This window comes from Streptomyces sp. NPDC048291, assembly GCF_043201715.1.
GTDB lineage: Bacteria > Actinomycetota > Actinomycetes > Streptomycetales > Streptomycetaceae > Streptomyces.
Map to the genome: position 1 here is coordinate 1 of NZ_JBICZC010000022.1, position 21,134 is coordinate 21,134.

15 protein-coding genes are annotated in these 21,134 nt (G+C 68.4%); 8 read left to right on the plus strand and 7 right to left on the minus strand.

All coding sequences use genetic code 11. The annotated features are described in order from the left end of the window. Positions 1-73: 73 nt before the first annotated feature. Entirely contained in the window at positions 74-889 is an 816-nt protein-coding gene (locus tag ACGF5O_RS44610; RefSeq protein ID WP_393815684.1) for a cupin domain-containing protein, read from the minus strand. A gap of 14 nt (positions 890-903) precedes the next feature. Beyond that, positions 904-1,050: a hypothetical protein gene (locus ACGF5O_RS44615; RefSeq protein ID WP_393815685.1), complete on the minus strand. Its 147-nt coding sequence runs from the start codon at positions 1,048-1,050 to the stop codon at positions 904-906. A gap of 206 nt (positions 1,051-1,256) precedes the next feature. Between ACGF5O_RS44615 and ACGF5O_RS44620 the strand changes: the two genes are divergently transcribed. The 5 genes from ACGF5O_RS44620 (at position 1,257) to ACGF5O_RS44640 (ending at position 6,389) form a co-directional block, all read left to right on the plus strand. Next, the gene (locus ACGF5O_RS44620; protein WP_393815686.1) at positions 1,257-2,678 is read left to right on the plus strand and encodes a Twin-arginine translocation pathway signal; all 1,422 of its coding nucleotides are present in this window, start codon (positions 1,257-1,259) and stop codon (positions 2,676-2,678) included. Between the two features lie 735 nt (positions 2,679-3,413). Beyond that, positions 3,414-3,536, plus strand: a complete 123-nt coding sequence (locus ACGF5O_RS44625; protein WP_393815687.1) for a hypothetical protein — start codon at positions 3,414-3,416, stop codon at positions 3,534-3,536. Between the two features lie 158 nt (positions 3,537-3,694). Beyond that, positions 3,695-4,780 (plus strand): helix-turn-helix domain-containing protein, encoded by a 1,086-nt coding sequence (locus tag ACGF5O_RS44630; protein ID WP_393815688.1) that lies wholly within the window; start codon positions 3,695-3,697, stop codon positions 4,778-4,780. A gap of 114 nt (positions 4,781-4,894) precedes the next feature. Then, entirely contained in the window at positions 4,895-5,332 is a 438-nt protein-coding gene (locus ACGF5O_RS44635; protein ID WP_393815689.1) for a sigma factor-like helix-turn-helix DNA-binding protein, read from the plus strand. A 220-nt stretch (positions 5,333-5,552) separates the two neighbouring features. Next, positions 5,553-6,389: an SAM-dependent methyltransferase gene (locus tag ACGF5O_RS44640; protein WP_393815690.1), complete on the plus strand. Its 837-nt coding sequence runs from the start codon at positions 5,553-5,555 to the stop codon at positions 6,387-6,389. On the opposite strand, the gene ACGF5O_RS44645 is transcribed toward ACGF5O_RS44640, so the two are convergent. Further along, the gene (locus ACGF5O_RS44645; protein WP_393815691.1) at positions 6,382-7,284 is read right to left on the minus strand and encodes a helix-turn-helix domain-containing protein; all 903 of its coding nucleotides are present in this window, start codon (positions 7,282-7,284) and stop codon (positions 6,382-6,384) included. The genes ACGF5O_RS44640 and ACGF5O_RS44645 overlap by 8 nt on opposite strands. Before the next feature lie 87 nt (positions 7,285-7,371). Beyond that, positions 7,372-7,605 (minus strand): DUF397 domain-containing protein, encoded by a 234-nt coding sequence (locus tag ACGF5O_RS44650; RefSeq protein ID WP_393815692.1) that lies wholly within the window; start codon positions 7,603-7,605, stop codon positions 7,372-7,374. A 313-nt stretch (positions 7,606-7,918) separates the two neighbouring features. Here ACGF5O_RS44650 and ACGF5O_RS44655 point away from each other — a divergent pair, with 313 nt between their 5' ends. Next, positions 7,919-8,359 carry an ATP-binding protein gene (locus ACGF5O_RS44655; RefSeq protein WP_393815693.1) on the plus strand — a complete coding sequence of 147 codons (441 nt, stop codon included), beginning with the start codon at positions 7,919-7,921 and terminating at the stop codon, positions 8,357-8,359. A gap of 669 nt (positions 8,360-9,028) precedes the next feature. Beyond that, a complete protein-coding gene (locus ACGF5O_RS44660; RefSeq protein WP_393815694.1) occupies positions 9,029-9,154 on the plus strand; it encodes a hypothetical protein in 126 nt (41 codons plus the stop codon). 376 nt (positions 9,155-9,530) lie between these two features. Here the strand turns inward: ACGF5O_RS44660 and ACGF5O_RS44665 are convergent, their stop codons facing one another. Then, positions 9,531-9,662, minus strand: coding sequence for a hypothetical protein (locus tag ACGF5O_RS44665; RefSeq protein WP_393815695.1), 132 nt, complete (start codon positions 9,660-9,662; stop codon positions 9,531-9,533). A 237-nt stretch (positions 9,663-9,899) separates the two neighbouring features. On the opposite strand from ACGF5O_RS44665, the gene ACGF5O_RS44670 reads away from it, so the two are divergent. Beyond that, a complete protein-coding gene (locus ACGF5O_RS44670) occupies positions 9,900-10,529 on the plus strand; it encodes a hypothetical protein (protein WP_393815696.1) in 630 nt (209 codons plus the stop codon). A 260-nt stretch (positions 10,530-10,789) separates the two neighbouring features. On the opposite strand, the gene ACGF5O_RS44675 is transcribed toward ACGF5O_RS44670, so the two are convergent. Both ACGF5O_RS44675 and ACGF5O_RS44680 read right to left on the minus strand, forming a co-directional pair. Beyond that, entirely contained in the window at positions 10,790-17,320 is a 6,531-nt protein-coding gene (locus tag ACGF5O_RS44675) for an RHS repeat-associated core domain-containing protein (RefSeq protein WP_393815697.1), read from the minus strand. A 156-nt stretch (positions 17,321-17,476) separates the two neighbouring features. Then, positions 17,477-21,100, minus strand: coding sequence for a LamG domain-containing protein (locus ACGF5O_RS44680; protein WP_393815698.1), 3,624 nt, complete (start codon positions 21,098-21,100; stop codon positions 17,477-17,479). Between the last annotated feature and the right edge of the window lie 34 nt (positions 21,101-21,134).

Genomic DNA, 21,134 nt, shown 5'->3' on the forward strand with positions numbered 1-21,134 from the left:
GCGGAAAGAGCACGAACGACTCCATCCCTTACCCGACCAGCACATACACGCACTTCAAGCCTGACGCGGGAACTCACTCAGACAGAGCCGCACCCAAGTGGGTCTTCGTCGCCTGGTCGGTGTGCAGGGGCAGGTCGCGGCGGAAGGTGTCGGAGGCGAGGAGCTGGTCGGCGAGCCAGTTCAGCAGGCGGGCGCCGGTGTGCGGCGGGGTGATGCCACAGGTCAGATGCAGGGAGTGGGTGTCCTGGTCGGCGGTGACGGCGTGCCACCAGCCGCGCGGCAGATACAGCAGGTCGCCCGGCCGCATGACCAGTTCGGCGACGGGTTCGTCGGGTGGCGGCTCCGGGTCGGCGATGTCCCGGTGCAGCGGCATGTGGCGCGTGGGCCCGAACAGCCGCCACCGCTTGGCGCCCTCGGCCTGCACCACGACGACGTCGTGGTCGTCCCAGTGGGTGCCGAACCCTTCTGCAGCCGTCCAGGACGCGTACAGGTTGACCTGCACGGGCGCCCGCAGCCAGCTCTCGAGTTCGGCGGCGAGGTCGCCGACCGGCTCGTGCAGGTGGTCGAGCTGGTCGATAACGAGGGAGGCGCCCTCGGCGAGCCGCTGGTGCAGTTCGGCCGGGTGGACGCGCTGCCACACCGTGGAGCGGCGGGTGGTGACGGCCGTCGCGTACTGGTGCGGGGCAAGCGTGTCGCCGTCGCGGGCCAGACGCAGGCGGGGCGGCTCGAGGCGGTGGTGGGCCAGGAAGTCGTTGACGATGTCGAAGGAGACCAGGGCGCCGAGTTCGGCGGGTGACAGGGCGCCAGGCACGTGTCGGTAGTCGCGGTGCAGCGTCTGGGCCAGGAACGCGTCCTGGCCCAGACGCTCCGCGATGCGCAGCTGCGTCATCGCCGGCCGGTCCGTCAGTCGTTGCCGTCGGACCGGCCGGTGCCGCCGCCGTCGGACGGGGTCGTCCCGCGGCCGCGGGCCGCGACGATAGCCCGCCGGCTGCGGATGAGACCGGCGGGCTCCCTCTGCGCGGCCGGGGGTATTGCGGTGTTCGTCGGCATGGTGCTGCCCTCCTGCGAAGTGGGGAAAACGGCCTGGGAAGCGGCCGCTCCACCACCCTGGCCCGCTGGCTGACGCCTCGTCATTGCCCGCCTGCAGGGCGGTTATTGACTGTTGCGGGCAATGCCGGACGCGTGCCTGGAGCGCAGGTGTGCGGATACCGTGAGCACGGCATGGTCCATCGTCCGTGCCTGCCCCGGGGGATCGCATGGCCACCGTCACCCGCGCCCGCCGAGCCGCCATCCAGCGCGATGCGCAGCGCATCAGAATGCGCTGCCAGCGCGACCACCGCACCATCGAGCGGACCGTGACCGAAATCCGCACGGCGCTGCCGGAGGTCACCGCGCTGGAAGCCTGGCGCCTGTCGCTGGGCTGGTCACGGGCGGACGCCATCGAGCAGGTCGCCGCGCTCTACACGGCCGCCGGGCTCCGGCCGCGCGGTCTGACGGACGCGATGCTGTGCCGCTGGGAGCACGATGCGGGACGGTGGCCGGACGACGAGTACACCGTGATGCTGTGCCAGGCCTACGGCGCCCGGCCCGAGCAACTCGGGCTCGACCGCTGCAGGTGGGCATCCGGGCCGGGCATGTTCCGGTACGGTCGGGATCACACCGCCGCCGACGACGGGCACGGCCCGCACGACAAGGAGCCGATGCGGATGACCACGGACGCGGGACTGCCGGCGGTACGCGAGAGCCTGCACCTGGCACTCCTCGCCAGCCCCGAGGGCGGTCCGCTCGTCGTCGACCTGGCCGAAGCAGCCGTCGAGCACTACGCGCTGGGCTACAGCAAGCATCCCCCGCACGTGTTGTTCGAACAGGTCCGCGACGTGCGCCAACTGCTGACGCCGGCGCTGAAGTCCGGCCCGGACAGCGAGGGTGTGCGGCGGCAGGTGGGATGGCTGTCCGCACTGCTGGGCAACCTTGCCTACCATCTGGACGACACCAGCGGGGCCCGCGTTCACCTGGCCACCGCCGCGGCATACGGGGCACGGACGGGTGACCGCAGGCTTGAGGCATGGGCCTGGGGCGCGCAGAGCATGGTCGACCGTGCTTCCGGGCGCGTGGATGCGGCCGTCGAGCACGCCGAGCGGGGAGCCGCCATGGCCGCGCCCGGGCGCGGCCGTGCACAGCTGTATGCGTGGGCGCTGCTGCCCGCCCTCGCGGCCGCCGGCCGCGGCAACGAGGCAGACAGTGCCCTTGCCACCGCGCTGGACGAACTCGATGCGGCTGACGAACCCGAGGCCCCGGGCCGGTTCGGGTTCGACGCCGCCGAACTCGCCCTGCACCAAGCGGAGGCCTACCTCGCCCTCGGCCGGGCCGCCGACGCCCGGGCCCGTGCCGAATCCTCGCTCGCCCAATGCACGAGCGGCACCCCCGGTTGGGCCGCGGCCGCCCTCGTCCTGGCCCAGGCCGAAGCGTCCGGTACCGCCCGGGACGCCGCCCAGCGGGCTCACGACGTCCTCGACCGCGTCCCCGCCGCCCGACTCCGCTCCACCGCCCGCGCCCGGCTCTCCCGCCTGGCCAACATGCTCACCAGCCACGCCGCCGCGGACGCGAGCGCTCTGACAGAGCGGCTCCGCACGCTTCCCGCCCCGATCGACGCGCACGGGCGGCCCCTCACCGGCTGACCCCGACCTGACCCGGGCCTCACAGCCTATGGGGACGATCGTTCGACTGATGCCCCATGGAGCACCTCGCCGAGAGGCGACCGCCCTCCGTACACCACTACCCCACGGCCCCGGCTGGCTTCCCCCGTCCAGCCGGAGCTTTGGCGTCAGGGGCGGTCGAGCGCGCAGTACGTCCAGCCGGCTGCGCGCCAGCGAGGGGCGTCGACGGTTGGCGGTGGCGGCCTCGCGGAGGGTCGCCGGTCCGCGGTTCATGCAGCGGGAAGGGGGCGCGCCGGCGGGGCGGGCCATATGGACGTGCCCCGATTCAGGGGCCGTTACCGGGTATTGATGCAGGAAGTCATCAAGCCGATCAGCCTCTTCCATTTGCGAGCGCATGCGGTCGGAAATGAAAAAAGGCAGTTGTTCGAATCGCCGCTGTCCTGCAATTTGTCACCATCGTGACATTCGAACTTTGCGCGATGAAGCGTTTATATAGCGCGGGGCGTGACGGAGGCACTACGTTCCGTTGACGCGAGGAAACCCCGGGCAGGCTCGCTACCGACTCCGGGGCCCCTCTTGCGACAAGACCAAGAAGAGGAAGGAAAACTCCCGGTGCTTGATCCGTTTTCTGCAGCCGCCCTCATCAGGGCGGCAACTCGCGACGACGCTAGCATTCCGCGCCCTCGCAGGCCCGAAACCCGTACCACGAGTGTCTGGACTGTCACGGTGCAGGCGGGCGCGTTTCTGGCTCTCCTCGTGTTGCCCCTGATCCTGATCCGGGGCTGGTGGCAGGCACCGGCGACCACTGTGCTGGTCGCCGGACTGACGGTGGCCATGCGCCAGTCGCGGTGCCACTACCAGCGTGTTCGGCTGAGCTGAGCGGTCCCCCGGCATGGCGGTGCGCCAGCAGGCGGGCCGCCATGCGGTGGGGCGGCAGCCGCCAGTACGAGTTCGGGAACAGCGAGTTCCTCTTCCGGGTGGGCAACAAGTCCGCGCACCCGAGGGGGAGAAACCGTCACAGCACGTGGGAGGAAAGGATGGCGGGCACCAGTCCCCGCTATGACCGCTGCCGCTACTGCAAGGAGCGGTTCGCCCAGACCAGCGGTCCGGGCCGGAAGAAGGAGTACTGCAGCATCGGCTGCCGGCGCAGGGCGCAGCGTGAGCGGGACGGCCGGCTCGGACAGCAGCGGACCCGCAGCGCGCTCCCCCTGGGCCAGGGCATCGCCGAGGACGTGCAGGCATTGTCCGCGGCGTTGCTGGAGGCCGAGTACGACGGACGGTCTCTCATGGAGCTGCTGCACTGCGCGAACGAACTCGGCCGCGAACTGGACCACTACGCGGCCGCCGCGGTGCAGGACGCCCGCAACCGGGGGGCGAGCTGGGACCAGGTCGCCGAGGCCGCCCGGGTCAGTGCGACGACGGCGCGCACGCGCTGGCCCGAGAACAGGGTGCGCGAACGCCTGGAGCAGCGGGCGGTGCAGCGGGCGGCCGTGCGCCAGCCGTCGGCACCGCTGGTGGAAGGGACGGATCCGGCGGACCCGGGGGGCGGGCGACCGCTGTCGAAGGCGGCCGAGCGAGCGTCGGCGAAGCTGGCCTCGGCGCTGTCTCATCTGTACCGGGCCAGCGACCTGACGATCAGGGAGGTGGCAGAGCAGACCTCGCTGTCACCGTCGTACATCTCGCGCATCCTTTCCGGGGAACGCAAGCCGACCTGGCCGGTGGTGTGCTCGCTGGCCGAGCTGTTCAACGAGGACGCGGCCGAGCTGAGTGTGCTGTTCGAGAGCGCCCACGGGCTGGTCCCGCCGGCCCGGCACGCGGTGCCCGACACCATGGCACGCCTGCAGGCGGTACTGCGCGGACTGCATCTGGCCGCGGGACGCCCGCAGCCCGGCGTGATCCGTCAGGCCTCCCACGGCGCACTGAGCGCCCGGACGATCAGCGAGATCCTGAACGGTGAGATGATCCCGGGCTGGGAGCAGACCTCCGCACTGGTCACCGCCTTGGGCGGCTCGCCGGCGGACGTGCGGCCGCTGTGGGAGGCCGTCCACTACACGTTCCTGCTCTGCCTTGACCCGCAGGAGGTCCCCCGCCCTCTTCCCGCGGCCCGTCCCGCAACCGACTGACATCACTCACGCCTGGACCGAGGAGGTGCCATGTATATGTCCTTACGGCGGCGCGGCGAGCCGCCCGTTAAGGCAACGTCACCTCCGCTGGGCCCGGACGACGCCCGTTCACCGGTGATCGAGCTCGTTCTGCCGCTGGAGTACACGGCGTTCTGCCAGCTGCACCAGGAGGACTACCTGCGCTACGCCCGTGAGCGGGTGCAGGACGCGTGGATGAGCCGACGGGTGGTGCAGGCCGCCCTCGGACAGCTCGCCACGATCTGGCCGGCCGTCATCAGCAGTCCCCGGCCCGCCGCCGTGGCGTGGCGGCTGCTGAACGCGCTGGTCTCCTCGGCCGTGCCGGAGCGCACGGCGCCGCCTTCCGCGCAGGCGGCCGACGCCATGCACCGGATGCTGCCGCCGGGTCAGGCGGACGCGTTGATCCTGCGCTGCCGGCTGAGCCTGAGCGAGCAGCGGGCGGCGGAGCTGATGGGTGTGGAGGCACCCGCGGTCGCCTCCCAGCTGCTGATGGCACAGCGGGAGCTGGCCAAGCGGGCACTGTCCGACCGGTAGCGCCGGCCACTGGCTGGCGCACGTCCGCGCGCGGGCGCGGCCTCCTGAGGTTGGGTGCGCCGGTGCAAGCGGTCATTCTGCCGTGTGCGTCAGCAGCGGGTAAGTGATTCGACGAAGAACCATCCCGGGCGGGCCGGGGTTTCTACCATGGAGTCCGTGCAGCACGCAGCGTGCTGCACGGTGCCGGACGGGGTGGGGTGCCGCATTGGAGCGCGGGCGGGTGCAGCGGTCGCACGTCATCGACGTCGCCGCACCGAACCTCGCCCGGATGAACAACTACCTGTTAGGCGGCAAGGACCACTACCCGGCCGACCGCAGGGCCGGCGAGCAGCTTCTGAGGATCGTTCCACAGGCGAGGGACGTCGCGCAGGCGGCGCACCGGTTCCTGCTGCGGGCCACCAGCCATCTGGCACGTGAGCACCGCATCCGCCAGTTCGTGGTCTTCGGTACGGGGCTGCCCACTCAGGTGGGCGTGCACCAGATCGCACAGAGCGTCAGTGCACGCTGCCGGGTCGTCTATGCGGACGACGATCCGCTGGTGCTGACCCATGCCCGGGCCCTGTGGGAGCAGCCGCGGCGGACCCTGGTCCTGCACGCCGGGCCCGCGCAGGCGGCGGAGCTGCTGACGGGCCCGGCGGCGGGCGTCCTGATCGACCTGGCACTGCCGGTGGCGGTGCTGTTCGTGTCCGCGCTGCAGACGGTCCCCGGCCCCGCCGGCCCCCAGCGGGTGCTGGAGCAGACGGCCGGGGTGCTGGCGCCGGGAAGTCTCGTCGCGGCCAGCCAACCGGTCAGCGAGGACCCAAAGGTGCGGCAGCGGACCGGGGGGCTGCTGGGTGAGGCGGCGGGCGGCCGGTGGGGGCAGGTGCGCTCACGCGACGAGGTCGCCCCTTTCTTCCGCCCGCTGCGGCCGCTTGCGCCGGGGCTGGTCGATGTACGGCGGTGGCGGCCGGGCAGCGACCGCACGGCGGGCGGCGGCAGCCGGCTGTGGGCCGAGTACGGGGGTGTGGCGATGGTGCAGCCGGGTGATGTCCCGGAGGGAGCCTGGCTGTTCAGCTGAGGGTGTACTCGAGCAGTTCGAGGCTTTCCTGCGGGGACAGTGCGGCCTGGGCCAGGCCGTCCAGGACGCAGCGGTAGTGATCGGTCTCGTCGGGCTTGCCGAGGTACTCGGCGTCCCGCAGCTGCTCGAGGTAGACGATGTCCGGCAGGGCGGGCAGTTCGAAGCGCAGATGGGTGACCGGGAAGCCGCCCGCGATGCAGCCGGGCCGGTTGAACGGCGCGACCTGCAGCGTTATGTGCTCGAGCTGGGCCATGGCCATCAGATGGCGCAGCTGCTCGTGCATGACCTGCTCGCCGCCCATGGGCCTGCGCAGTACGGCCTCGTCCAGGATCGCCCACAAGAGGGGCGCGTCCTCGCGACCGAGCAGGTGCTGGCGGATCCTGCGCAGCTCCACCCGGGTGTCGACCTCGTTCTGCGAGGCGTCGGGGTAGGCCTGGCGGATGACCGCTTCGGTGTAGGCCGGCGTCTGCAGCAGGCCGGGCACCAGCTGGACCTCGTAGGTACGGATGGCGGAAGCGGCCTCCTGCAGGCCGATCAGCTTCCCGGCCCAGTCGGGCAGCACCCCGTCGAAGCGGTGCCACCAGCCGGGCTGGCGTGAGATGCGCACCATCTCCTCGAAACTGAGCAGCAGTTGGGAGTCGGTGACCCCGTAGAGGGTGAGCAGGTCGCGGACATCGTCCGGTTTGCAGGTGACCAGGGCGCGTTCCATCCGGGAGATCTTGGCTTCCGAGCCGCGGATGACACGGCCCGCCGTCTCCGCGTCGATCCCGGCCCCCTTGCGCAGCGTGCGCAGCAGATGGCCCAGCACCAGGCGCACCGCGACCGGGCTGCGGGCGGAGACAGCGAGGTAGTACTCCAGCGTGGGGGCATCAACCAGGCGGGTGGACGCGGGCATTGGGTCTCCTGTGACGGACGGACGACGAGCGTCAGTCTCGCAGGATGCCACCGGGCATGCCCCCAATTGGGCTGTTTCTGCCTGGCGTTAGCTGGCGATTACGTCGAACTCACCTTCCTTCACCCCCGCGATGAAGGCGGCCATCTCAGCCTGCGTGTACACCAGCGCAGGTCCGTGCGGGTCCCGGGAGTTGCGCATGGCCACGTCGCCTCCCGCCAGCAGGGCCACTTCGACACAGTTGCCGTCCGCCGTGCTGTGACGGCTTTTCAGCCACGTCACACCGCACAGTGCACCGGCCGGGACACCGTTGACTATCCGCACCGTGACCGCCCCCTTTCGATTCTGCCCGAATTCTGCTCATCCCTGCCCCATACCGATCCTCTTGCCAAGTACAAGAGTTCCCATCCCGTCCCGTTCGGATGCAAGTCACCGATGCAATTGCATCCGGGGTGGGGCGCGGCAGATACTAACCAGTCAGGGCACAGATCCGCGGCCCTTGAACTGGACGTCTTCGGGGGGATGAACAGTGCCGGCACACGCGGCGACAGCACCGGTCCAGGCGGCCGAACCAGCTATCCGCTTTTCATCTGCCACTCACGGACCGGGAAATACCCTTCTGGCATACTCCGGACCGTTGGACTGGGGACTTGCGCTGGGTATCAGCACGGCCGATTTCGCAGCCCACGCATTCAGCCGGGACCCCGAAAGCGTCCAGGGCATCCGCCGTTTCGCCCGCGAGACCATCGCTGGCTGGGGTCTGCGCACCTACGCCGACGACCTGACGAACGTGGTCAACGAACTCACCGTCAACGCCGTGCAGCACGCGCTGCCCAAGCGCGGCGGACAGGCCAAGGCCTGGCTCGGCATGGCCCACACTGGCGGCACAGTGGTCTGCGCCGTCACCGATCCCAGCCCCGCTCCCCCTACTCCCCCTTCGTGCCGTTCACCGGAATACCTGGCCCCGACGGGCCGGGGACTGGTCATCGTCGATGCCCTGACCAGCCAGTGGGGCTACGCCAGGACCCACTCCGGCGGAAAGATCGTCTGGGCTCGCATCACCACCCCTCACTCCTGATCCCTGACTTCTCGGCCGGCCAGGCCGCGGGCCCCGCTCGGCCGAGGTCCTCGCACGACTCCAGGAGTGCAACGTAGCGGGAGACGCGCCGCCTGCGTCCAGCCGCCCACGCGTCCGGGCCGTACAGTACGTCGCTCTCAAGCGGCTCTCCCGCACCGCACAGGAATCTCGCCTCTCCCCCGCGCCTGTTGGGACGCGGGTACCCGTTTGGCGGCTGCCGGGTGCCCTGTTGGGTGAGGAGATCCGAGCGAGGGGAGTCCGGGCTCACGGAAGCATGGCCGGCGCAGCGGGACCGAGGCCGACCGAGCAGTATCCGGCGACGGGGGATCCGAGGCTGGCTGTCTACCGCGCCCAGCACCCTCGGCTGACCGGCTGCGTGGGCCGCCGGGTCCGCGGCGAGACAGTCGTGGCGGACATCCGCCAGCAAGTGTGCGTGGCGTACTTCTGCGTTTCCTGGCAGGGATACGCGGACGAGATCGCGCCTCTCTTCGTGATCGCCCGGCGCCGCATCGCCGACTGGTACGGCCACCGGGTCGTCCCTCGGACCGCCGCACGACGACGACCTTCTCCCTCTGGGCTGGCTCCCACCGGACTGGCCCGTACGACAGGGACCGCGATCCCGCTGCCCCGTTCCCGCTCCAGGAGGCCTGGGCCTGAGAAGACGACCCCTTGGCCGAGGACCATACTGAGCGCGTCGTGGACGTCTACGACCACGGCTCCATCGTGCTCTGTACCGACGACGGCCCCTCCTACTGGGTCCTGGTCGTAACCGGTGCCCAGCAAGGCAGGATCTGAGTGGTCACCGACGCCGGCGCCTGCCCGTATCCGATGCCGGAGGCGGTCAGCTTCCTGGAATGGGTGCAACGCTGGCACGCCGGCGACGGCTGGTGGGACTGACCACCACCCGCACAGGACCCGATGCACGACGTGGGCACCGGGCTCGAACACACGCGTGGGGAAGTTGACGCTGCTGTTGGGGAATTACGCTGAAGTTCCAGACCTCGACGACCTGTAGCCCATGCCCCGCACTACCGGGCCAAGGCCCACCGCAATCCCAGGGAAGCCCGACCTCGCGCGCGGGCGCATGCAGGCCGGGGCCGCCTCGCCCCCGCCGCCCGCCACGGACTCGCCCACCTCACCCTGGTGATCGGTGGCTTCCCCACCGCGCTCGTCATCGCCCGCGCCCTGGGCGGGAAAGGACGCCCAGTCTCCCGGACAACGCGGCGAGCTCGGCTTCGAGCTCCTCCACCCGCACCCGGGCAGCCGCCTCGCGCGCGCCCAACTCCTCGAACAGCGAGCCCATCCGCTACTCCTCCACCACCACGGTAGAGACGAGCAGCCCCCAGCACAGCCCCGCTCAGCCTTTCCCCAGCTCAAACTTTCCCTTCGGAGGAACCGCACCCATCATCGAAAGGTCGAGCACGAGGATGGATCGCGAAGCGTCCATGACAAAATGCCATATTGGCGGCCTCCTGAATTTCCATACAGGATTATGTGCACTGCGTGATTTAAGCACCCCATCGCATGCCATAATGACTTCATGATCGATCTGTCAGATGTCGACCTTGAGCAGTTCCTCACCAAGTGGCACGGAATGCCGGATAGGTCGGCAACACGCGCAGTCGCCCGACCCGACCTACCGGAACCCCTGCGCGCATGGCACGAGCTCACCAGTCAGTGGTCCGACCGCGTTATGGCGGTAAAAGAATTTACCCCTCTTGATGAAGTCGCGTTCCGTGACGACAAGGCCATCTTCCTTGCCGATCCCGCGAACGCCATCTGGGCGCTCGACTCGGCGGCTAACGTGTACGAAGGGCGCCGATATGAGGGATGGGTCAAGCTTCCCGAAAGCCTTTCTGAATTTCTGACGCATAACGCAATCATGGAAGCCGCATACGGGGCACCGGTTCGACGGTATTGTGATTCCGTCGAGAATTCATGGATGACTGACGCCCTAGCGCCCCTGACCGAGGTTGCAACCAATGGATGGAACTGGCCGGCACCGAATTACCGGGTTTTCATGAGCGATAACCTGATTGCGGTAGTTGGGCCCGCAATGGAGGGGGGAGCTGCATTGGAAAATGAAGCTGGATTCAGCGGAGTGCAGTTCGGCGCCACCACGCCTTCTTCACTTTCTCACCTGGAATCGATCCCGGGCGACTGGTTCTAACGGAGTCGCTCCGGTAACCCATCAGGTTTAGCTTGGCAGCTCGATTCCAGTCACGTTTGAGCTGGATGATTTTCGGCACACCCAGATTCACGCCTGAGCCTCAGCGACGACCCCAGGGTAAAGCATCTTGCAGAATTCCGTATCCGGAATGCTGAGAGCGCCCCACCATACAAATGGTGGGGCGCTCTCAGCATTCCGGACGGCAGAACTGATTCACCAATTTCCCCTGGTGACCTGCCTGCAGAATGGGAAGAGTGTGGCTAGCTTTTCGCCCCGAAGGTTTCCGTCACGTATCCCTTTGCTTTGTTGTAGTAGGTTACACGCAGTGTCGCGTTACTCGGCAGCATTCTGTTCAGGCGATCCATGCATGAGCCGCATATATGACTGTTGTCGATGTAGAGGTGGGCGTTGGACCACCCCTTGGCCCGCATCAGGCCGACCGCGTGAGTCTCTGCATGTTCTTTGTTGATGTCGTTGATGCCGGGAGGTTTGATGTATGAGCTCGGGGTATTCTGTTGCCCTGAAGAGATAGCTACAGGGTCATCGTATCCTTCGACGTAAAGTGCACCGTTGGTTCCGCCAGGCTTATCGAATTTGTTTTTTGCGGCCTTGGCGGCATCAACGCCCTCTTCATCGCTGACAGTGACACCGCCGCCGCTGCCAGACTTCGTATCGGCTTCTCTGAGTGCCGTCCCCAGCCCGTCGTCAATGCGCCCAATGCCGTCCTTGACGCCGAATGTGCTCACCCCTATGCCAGCCACGCCGGCGGCAGCGATGGGGGCGCCGGCAAAGCAGCCGACTCCGCTGAGGCAAAGGCCGACGCCATACTCGGCGGCTTGGGTGCTGATACCCATCAGGGCCAGGCTGCCGCCGGTTTCAGCCGCGCCCCACCAGATCTCTGGCTGAGTGAAGATGGAGGTGCCGTAGTTGAGGGCCGTGTCCACCGCGCCCTTCAGCCAGCCGGTGAAGCCGCCGCCCCCGTTGTCGTTGGAGGTCGTCGATTGACCGATGGGCTGGCCGGTGGTGTCGTCGATCCCGTCGTACTGCTCCGGATACTTGGCCTTTTGCTTCTTGGCGATTTCCTCGATCGACTTGATGCCACCGCACGGGCCGTCCTGAAGACAGGCGCCTTTTCCGTCGGGGTCGCTGGCCGTGACCGGGTTGTTGTTCCCGTAGCTGTAGCCGTTGAGGGACTGGTGCTGGTCCAGGGTGAGCAGTGGGTCGACGCTGATGAACTGGCCGGTGGACGGGTCGTATTCGCGGGCGCCGAGGTGGGTCAGGCCTGTCGATGTGTCGGTGGGTTTGCCGAGGAAGCCCTTGTCGTCGGGCCAGGCGACTGTGGTGGTGTCACGGGAGGCGCCGAAGGGGCTGGTGTAACGCTTGGTGATCGCCCAGGTGCTGGAGTCGAGTGCGACGGATGCGGTGCCGTGCGGGTCGTTGGCGAGGAAGGTGAGTTTGGTGGTGCTCGATCCGGAGGTCGCGGTGCGGACCGCGATGGTCTGGCCGCCTGCGGTGTAGTAGCGGAGGCCTGTCAGGGTCTTGGTGGTGCCCTTGACGGTGAGGTGGACTTCGGTGTCGCCGAGGTAGAGGACGCTTTCGCCGTCTCCGGTCGCGCTGCGGATGAGAAGGTTGCCGTCGGCGTCGTAGAGGTAGTTGGTCTTCTTGGTGCCCTCGGTGACGCTGGCGAGTTCGTCCTCGCTGTTCCAGGCCAGTGTCTGGGTGGCGGTGGCTCCGGGGCGGTGGGTGGTGTTGCCGGTCTTGTCGTATGTGTAGGTGGCGCTCTTCGCGCCGGTTGTGCTGTTGAGGGGGTGCGGCTGGCCGGTAGCGGTGCCGTAGGTGTAGTCAGTGCTCTGGTTGCCGGTGGCCAGGTGCTGAGTTTCGGTATCGCGCTGGCCGGCCGTCGTGTAGGTGTACGAGGTCCAGTAGGGGGCGGCGCCGCCGAGGCTTGCGGTGGTGAGGCCGGTGGTCGTGCAGTCGGTAGTCTGCGGGGTCCAGGCTTCAGTGAGGCGGCGGTAGCCGTCGTAGGTGAAGCACTGGTTGTCGGTCTTGCCGGTGCCTGCGAGGGTGGCCGCGTCGCTGATGGAGGTGACGTTGCCGGCGTCGTCCTGGGTGTAGTTGAGGTCCTGCGGCATGTAGCCGTGGGTGTCGTCGGTGATGTAGGCCCTGTTGAGGCGGCGGGTGCCGGTCTCGTAGGCGTAGTTGAGGTACGCCTTGGGAGCTGAGCTGGTGGAGTCAGTGCCCAGCGTCAGCGTCGTCAGATCACCGAATTCCGAGTAGGCCGTGCCGAGCAGGTAGCCGGTTTTACCCGTGAGTGTCTTGATGTTGCCGAGGGTGTCGTAGGCCGGGGTGATGCCTTCCGATGGCAGGCCGGCGACAGCCGGGTCACCGATGGATGAAGGAAGGTTGGCGGCGTTGTAGGTCGCGTCGAATGTCAGCGTCCGGCTTGTGCCGCCTACGCCGGCCTGGGCGAAGGCGTCGGTGGCCGGGAGGGTCAGCGAGGTGGACGTGGTGTTGTAGAGGTTGTCGAATTTCGTGGTCTTCTGGACGTACGCGTCGCCGGTGGCTCCGTTGACGTAGCGGGTGGCGGTGTCCTGCTGGCCCTTGGCGACCTGGTCGTAGTCCCAGTGGGCGAGCTTGTTGCCGTCGGTGGTGTCGGTCTGCCACTGGTCGGTCTTGCGGCCCAGGATGTCGTACTTGTACAGGAGCTTGTGGCTCTCCGCATCCAGGGTCCAGTCGGCCTGGTCGAGCGTGTTGTAGTGGGTGGTCGTGGTGCCCTTGTCCGGGTCGGTGGCGGTGGTCTGCCGGCCGAACAGGTCGTAGGTGGAGGACCAGGCGCTGGTGTCGTGGGCGGTGATGGTCTTCTGCTGCCCTGCGGGCGTGTACGCGTAGCGGGTGTGGTTGTAGGAGCCGGTGGCCTGCGGGGCGGCGTACTCGCGGGTCTCGGTCGTCTGCCCCAGCGCGTTGGTCAGCGTCGAGGCGGCCTGGCCGCCGGTCGGGGCGGTCTGGATGACGCGGTCACCCTGATAGGTCGTGGTGGTCGTCCATTTGTGGACGCCTTTCACCTTGGCCTCAGCCGAGATGGAGCGGCCAGCGCCGTCGTAGGTGGTGTCCACCTGCATGGGTGCCTGGCCGCCCTCGACGGTGGCCGGCGAGCTGGACGGGGCGTTCTTCGCGTCCCAGATGTCCGAGAGCGTGGACTTGACCAGGCCGCGGGTGTCGTACTGGGTCAGGGCGACGATGCGTCCGCCGGACGGGGACGGGGACTGCGTCTCCCTGGCCCGCAGGAGTGAGTCGTAGAGGGTGTAGGAGGTGGTGTAGCCCGACGCGGTCGGGGTGAGGGTGCTCGTGGAGACCCAGGACGCGGAGGTCTTCGACAGGTTGTAGGCGTAGGTGTAGTTGGGGGTGGCGCCCAGGGCGTGGAGCCTGTTGGGAAGCCAGACCTGGGTCAGGCGGCCGAGGCTGTCGTAGGTGGTCTCGGTGATTTTGGAGTTGGGGTCGGTGACCTTGGTGGCGGTGCCGGAGGTGAAGTCGATGACGCTGTTGGTGGTGTAGCTCTTTGCGTCGGCGACTGCGGTGGCGGTGAGGGGTCCGGCCGCTGTGGGGGTGTAGGTGGTCTTGCTCCTCTGGTCGCCGTTGGTGTCGCTGACGATCAGTGGCCGGCCGAGGGCGTCGTACGTGGTCGTGCTGAGCTTCTGCCAGGTCGGCTGGTCGCTGCTGTCGTATCCGGCGGCTCGGCCGGTCCACTGCGGCTCGCCCTTGGTGGGTGTCTGGTCGGCGGTCCAGGCGGTGGTGGCGTCGTAGGTGGTGGCGGTGTCGCTGATGACGTCGCCGGCCTTGGTGGAGTCGGCCGGCAGGTCGAGGTCGCTGTCGGGGGTCGCGCAGGGCTTGGCCGTGATGCGGATGCGTGAGACCAACTTGGTCAGACCAGCGGTGGTGTTGCGGGCGTACCAGGTCCGGGTGCAGGTCTCGTCGCCGGAGACGGCATCGTCGCCGTCGTCCTCCAGGGTTTGCGGCATGCCGTAGGCGTCGAACGTTGTGACGGTCGTCCGGGTGCGGTCGACGGGTGTGCTGGAGCTGGTGACGTTGGTGCGGGCGTGGGTGGCGGCGGTGCGGACGAAGTACGACTCGGTGTCGGCGTAGGACTTGTGCTGGGTGGCGGTCCGCTTCGACCAGGGGTCGTTGATGGTGCCGGAGACTTCCGCTGTTCCGTCGTAGGTGACGGTCTCACGGGTGAAGCCGGCGTACTGGTCGGCATCGGTGAGCGCGTCGGCCTTGATGCCGGTGCTCTGGGCGGTGCGGCGGGCGTCCGGGTCCAGGGTCTTGCCGTCGGACTTCAGCAGGCGGTCGCCGTTCATGCCGCGCATGTAGACGGTGACGGTCTTGGTCTGGGTGCTGTCGCTGGGGCCGGTGAGGTGGGTGACCTTGGCGAAGCCGCGCCAGATGGACCAGGTGCGCTGGTTCTCGGGGGTCAGGGGGTCGTCGTCGTAGTGCCAGGCGCCGCCGCCGGAGTACTGGTAGGTGTCGGTGATGATGCCGGAGGCGCCGGTCGGGTCGCTGGTGCTGACGGCAGTGACCGGGTATTTCTGGAACCAGTCCAGGGTCGGGTCGACATCTCCGCCGTTCGGTCGCCACAGCACCGGGTAGCAGGTGCGGGTGTTCTGGTCCGGGCGGGGCATGGTCTCGCCGGCGACGCAGTCGGGTTCGGCGTAGTTGACGGAGATGACGGCGCCGGTCTCGGTGGTGATGCCGACGAGCCGGGGCTTGGCCAGAGGCAGGATGCTGTCGTCACTGGCGTCGACCCGGTTGTTGAAGAATTCGTTGATGAACGTGATCGGCGGGGTGGAGAGTGCGGTGCCGTGCTCGCCGGTGTGCTGGATGGACTGCAGCCACAGCGACTGGTCGGCGGAGTCACCGGTCTCGCCAGCCTCCTGATAGGTCTGGGTCAGCTTCCATGAGTCCACGGCCTGGAAGTCGGCGCTCGGGGTGAGGGCCGCATTCCACGCGTAGGTGGTGATGCTGGTGAGTCGCTTGCGGGTGAAGAACGTGGGCCCGATGTTGCCCGTGCACTTGTCACCGTCGGCGCAGATCGCGTCGAAGGGTACGTCCGGCCAGTGCTGGCTGGTGGAGGCGGTTAGCGAGTCGCAGCCGTCGTCGTCGCGGATGCACCGTTCGGAGTACGTGAAAGAGATCTTGTTGGACGCGGCGGGGCTGCCGGAGAACAGGACGCCTGCGCGCTGACCGTAGAGGATCTTGTTGAGGTAGCCGCCGCGGGTGTACTTGGTGCCGGTGCTGTCGTCGCCGAGGGTGTCGTAGTTGTTGGTCTCGGCGGTGTACCAGTAGGACATGGCGTTGCCGTGGGTGTCCTCGACATAGTCGAGGTTCCACCGCCAGGCCTGCGTCTTGACACGCCCGCTCAGGGAGGTGCCACTGCTGAAGCCGGGCTCTCCCTTGTTGTTGCCGAAGACGGGAGTGGTCCACACGCTGTTGGTGCGTTCGGTGTCCGCGCCGGCGAGCTTGTTGAGGCCGAAGACGTACTTGGTGCCGTCGCTGGTGATGACGGTCCAGTACTCCCCCTTGCCGTCGATGTCGCTGTCGCCGTCGTCGCCGTTGTCGGCGCCGGTGGAGTGCGTGACGACCGAGGCGTCGTCGTCCTTCAGGTGCCAGGTTCCGTCACTGTCGTTCTTGACGAGCTCGGTGGCCTTGCCGTTGAGGACGAGGGATGCGTTGTCGTACTTCCAGCACTGGTCGTACTTGCCGTCCTCACCGTCGTCGTCGCAGGAGGCGTACTTGCGCTCGACGTAGGAGGAGGTCAGGTCGAAGCCCTCGCCGATCTGGCTGCCCTGGTTGTTGGTGTTGGCCGTGCGGCCGTCCACGCTGCCGGAGTCGTACGAGATGGCGAGGTCGGGAGCCGGGCCCGCCGCGGCCGGCGGTGCTTTCAGCGGGTAGTTCCAGGTGAACGTGCCGGAGGAGTTGCCGGCTTCCCAGGTAGACGACGCGGACAGCGGGGTGGCCTTGTAGTCGCCGCCGCCGGACTTGGCCCCTGCGGCGAGGGCCAGCAGCATGGTCTGCCCGGTGGCCTGGGCGGACGTGGTACTGAAGGTGAGGCGGGCCTGAAGGGTCTGCCCGTCGCGGTCGTTGGTGTAGGGCAGGGTCTTCCCGCTGCGGCAGGCGGCCTTGCCGGGGTGGGTGAGGGCGCAGTCCGGCAGACGCAGCACCTGAAGGCGTCCGGCCCAGTCGCCGCCGTAGGCCGCAGCGAACGAGGAGTAGTCGACACCGAGGTCGGCCGTCCCACCGGCGCGGGGGGCGGTGACGGCCAGGGCGACGCCCTTGACGCCGAGGGCCTGCGTCTGTGCGCGGCTCAGCACCCGCACCTTCGCCGTGCGCACTGCGTTCTTCGCCGTGGAGACGGCCAGGGACACAGGCAGGGAGCCGGCCTTCGCGTGTCCGGCCGCCTTGGTTGAGGTGCTGAGAGTGGCGGTGGCGGCGGTCGGCCACACTACCTTGACGTCCTGCTCTCGCCGGGACCGCTGGGCGGCCTTCGCGTTGGCTGCAGCCTGCCGGGCGACGGCGCGGGAGGCCGCGGTCTGCTTCGGCTTCAGCGGAACCGTCTTGACCGACACCTGTTTGGGGGCGTCGGGACGGCCCAGTGGCTGTGCGCCCTGGGCGACTGCGCTCAGGGGGCTGAGCAGCCCGGGCAGCAGGGCGAACGCGGCGGTGACGGCGGTCCGGGCAAGCCAGGACCTGCTCGTGCGTCTGGTGGTGTGGGGACGGAACGGCAGCATGGGTCTCATGTCCAAAGCTCCATACGAACGCCCCTTGCCGGGGCGGGAGTCGGGAAGTCGTGCACGGGCACGACCAGCGAGTTCAGGCACGCAGCCGATCGGCTGCCGATCGTTCGCGTCGGCCCGGTGGGCGGGGGCGGCCGGTCCCCGCCCACCGGGGTGGGCTCAGTCGCTGGAAATCACACGGTCGCGCACCTCGTCGGCGGTCATCGCACCGACCCAGATCCGCAGTCGGCTCAGCCGGCCTGCGAAGTAGCTGGTGGTCGTGGCGCCGCCCATGGAGAGGCTCCCGGTGCCTTGCTGGGGGCTGGTGAGCGCGTTCTCGGCGCCGTCGTCGACGGGCGACGTTCCCACGTACAGGTGCAGTCGGCCGTCCTGGTCCTGGGCGTCGTACACGCCGGTGAGCGTCACCGACGAGGTGGGGTCGGCCAGTTCGGTCACGTCGGTCACGTCGGCCGTGGCCACCGTGGTTCCGGACGGCGTGGTGCGCAGGAACTTCCAGACGTAGACGTCCTGGTCGATCTTCTGCACGGCCAGAGCCCAGGACACTCCCCCGGTTCCTGCTTGTCCGGCAAGCTGGGCCTCGTACCCGTTGGGTTTGGTGTTGAGCACCGTCGGGTCGAACTGGGCCTGCGCGGAGACGGTGAACGAGCCGGTCTCGTCGATGGCCGGTCCGGTGACCGAGGCGTAGGCGCCGGTGCCGTTCAGGACCAGGGTGCTGGACTCGTTGTCGATGCTGGCTCCGCCGGACAGACTCATGGCGCCGATGGGGTAGGGCGAGAGCTCTGTGACCGTGGTGCCGGACGAGCTCTCGGCGTCCCAGTCGGCCACCAGTTCGGTGGCGGGTAGCTCCTGCTCCGTCGCCTGTGTCTCTTTGGCGATCTGTTCGGGGCTCAGGGCCTGCTGCCACAGGGCGGGCTCGTCGATGCGGCCACGGAAGTACTGGCCTGCGGCGCCCCGGACGATCGACCGGCCCACCTGCAAGCCCTGTGATGCCTCCCAGCGTTTGTAGGTGGGAGCGGCCTGGGACAGGTTGACCGGGGCGCCCTGTGGGCGGCCGTTGACGAACAACTGGATGGTGTCGCCGCTGGCGTCAGCTCCGGCCGTGTAGACGCCGGCCAGGTGTGTCCACACCCGCAGGGGCGGGTCAGTGGCCGTTGCTACGGACTTGACGAAGACCGGCGTCGCCGAGTCCGTGGCCGTGTAGTGGAAGACGTAGGACTTCGTGGATGAGGAGTAGTAGAGCGCGAACGCCTGCGCCTGCGCGCCGGGCTCCGCGAGGATCATTCGGCTGGTCGACGTGTCCGTGAGATAGACCCACGCGGAAACCGTGAACGAGTGCGCCGTGTTCACGACCGGTTCGGTGGAAGCGGCATAGGCCTGCTGCAGAGCGGGGTCGCTGCTGTCCAGCCATAGCGACGTGTCTTCCTCGCCACGCCGTGCCATGGTCGAGAAGCCGGCCCCGTCATGCATGGTCAGATCGTGTGTGGCCGCCGCCGGGTCGTGCGTCGGATCGTCTGCCGAACTGTCCTTGGCCGTGGTCACACCAGAGCCGGGAGCACCGTCGTCGAAGTGCCAGCGGCCGACCGGCCCCGGCGGAAGACTCACCTGGAAGTCGAAGGTCTCGGGCGAACCCGTCCGGTCACGGACGTCGATGGCCCATACCGTCAGGTGGTACGTGCCGCCCAGGGACGGGGTGACGGTGTCCACCTCGGCACTGTGGTCGGTGGCCGCGTCGACGGTGTGCGCTTTGCCTTCCTGACCGCTCGGCCCGGACAGCGTCCACTGGTAGCCGTCGATGTCCGTGTCCGCGGTGTTGGGCCGGAAGACGAACGATCCGGCCACCCCCGGCCCGCCCTTGGCGGTGCAGGGATCCGCCACGCACCGCACGTAGGGAGACCCGTTCACGGGATCCTTCGGCGCGATCGTCGGTTCCTTCGGCGCGGTGGAGTCGATCGTGAAGTAGCACCACGAGGAGAACGAGGAGTAGAGGTCGCCGCTGTCACCGTCGTAGGACCAGTGGGACTGGGTACGGGCCCGATATCGGTAGGTCGTGCCGTCCGTGCGTTTCGTGGTCTGCTTGTCGAGCAGTTTGCCGTCCGTGAAGTATCCGCCGTCGTTGTCCTCGGCCCAGATCTCTTCCCAGTTTCCGTCCGCAAGACGGCGGGCGATGCGGTAGTTGGCCTTCAGCTGGCCCTTGCTGTCATTGGTGCCCGGCTGCACCTGGGTCTCCACCCGCGCCCGCACCGTCGGCTGGTCGACCGTGACAGCCAGCGGGGAGTCCGCCGGATAGCAGTAGCCGTGCGCGTTCGCCCCGGCCACACCGGGAATGACGCCGACGTTGATCGGCACGCCGGGGTTCGGCACGTAGTCCACCGTGATCTCGGCGTTGGCGTCGAAGCGTTTCCACGCCCGCGGATCGCCCTCGTCTCCCGCGCGGAGCATCAGCGTGAGCCGGCCGAACTTCCCGTCGGCGAAATTCTGGACCTGTTTGGTCAGGCTGCCGTTGAACTCCACCCAGGCATCGGGCTGAGGAGGACTGCAGTTGTCGCCCCGCCCTGCCGACACCGTCTTGGAGTCGATCAGTGCGATGTTGCCCGGGCCGGGCCACTCCGTTCCCTCGGTGATGTTTCCGGTGCGCTCCAGGTCCACCGCCTTGGCATCGCAGTTGAACGACCAGGTCTCGTGGGCACGGAACGTGGCGTGCAGGACGTGCTTGCCGGCCAGGGCACTGGGGCTGAACTCGAAGTACATGCGGTTCACGTAATCGTCACCGCACGGGTAGCCGTCCGCGATCGCGCAGCGGCCCACTCCGTAGTCGCCGGAGAACTGGTAGAACTTGTCGCCGTCCGAAGACAGGACCGTCCGCTCATCCCGTGAAAGGCCCACCGCCGGGTCGATCCGCACCGGATACACGGTCTGCTCGCCCCGCAGCAGGTTCAGGTCGGGACTGACGGAGATGCTGCCGTCATCGACCTGCACGGGCAGGGCCGCGGTCGTGTCACCGTCTCCCGGCTCAAACGGTTCCTGGGTGTCCACCCCCGGATCGGCTGCGGCAGAGGCCGCGCCGGCCGTCCTAAGCAGCTGCGTCTGAGTTCCGCCTCCGCTGCCGGCCGAGTCCCACATCCGCCCCGCCGGCCCGGTGAAGACAGCGTTGTCGTCGGCGTCGACCGCACGCAGCCCGCCCCCCGCACCCGGGATGACAGACACCCGGTCGCCCTCGACACCGAAGCGCAACTGCTCCAGAGCCTGCTGCTGCGCGGCCTCGGCGGACTTGACCACCAGGACCTCGCGGTACCCGTCGGGCACCGCGGTCAGCTGCAGGTCGACTCCGGGCAGCACCTCGGAGTAGGTAGCGGTCGCACCGTCCAGAGAGGGCGCGGGCAGCTCGCCCGGCCAGCGCACCGACAGCGACCGCTGGTCCTTCCCCAGACGGACCATGGTTTGTGTGCCCCCGGCGGAGAACGACTCCTCGGCCGCCGCGTAGCGGGGGCCGATCGACCCGTCAGCCCTGCGCACGAGCGTCGTGTCGATGTCGTGCCAGACGCCCGTATCGTCCTTCGCCCGCTGGGGCGACGTCGCCTGCTTCAGGGTGTACGTGCCATCAGGATTCGCAAACGTCTGCGCGTACTCCGTGCGCTGGTCCACCACCTCGACCGGCTCACCCGAAGCCTTCGCCTGCTCCAGAGGCGTCGGCCCGCTGTCCCCCTCGGCCTGCGCCGGCACCGCGGCGGCCACGTTCGCCACCGCCACCCCGCCGAACACCAGCGGCCACGCGGCCAAAGGCACAGCGAGCCGCCGCACCCACAGCCCCCTGACGAAA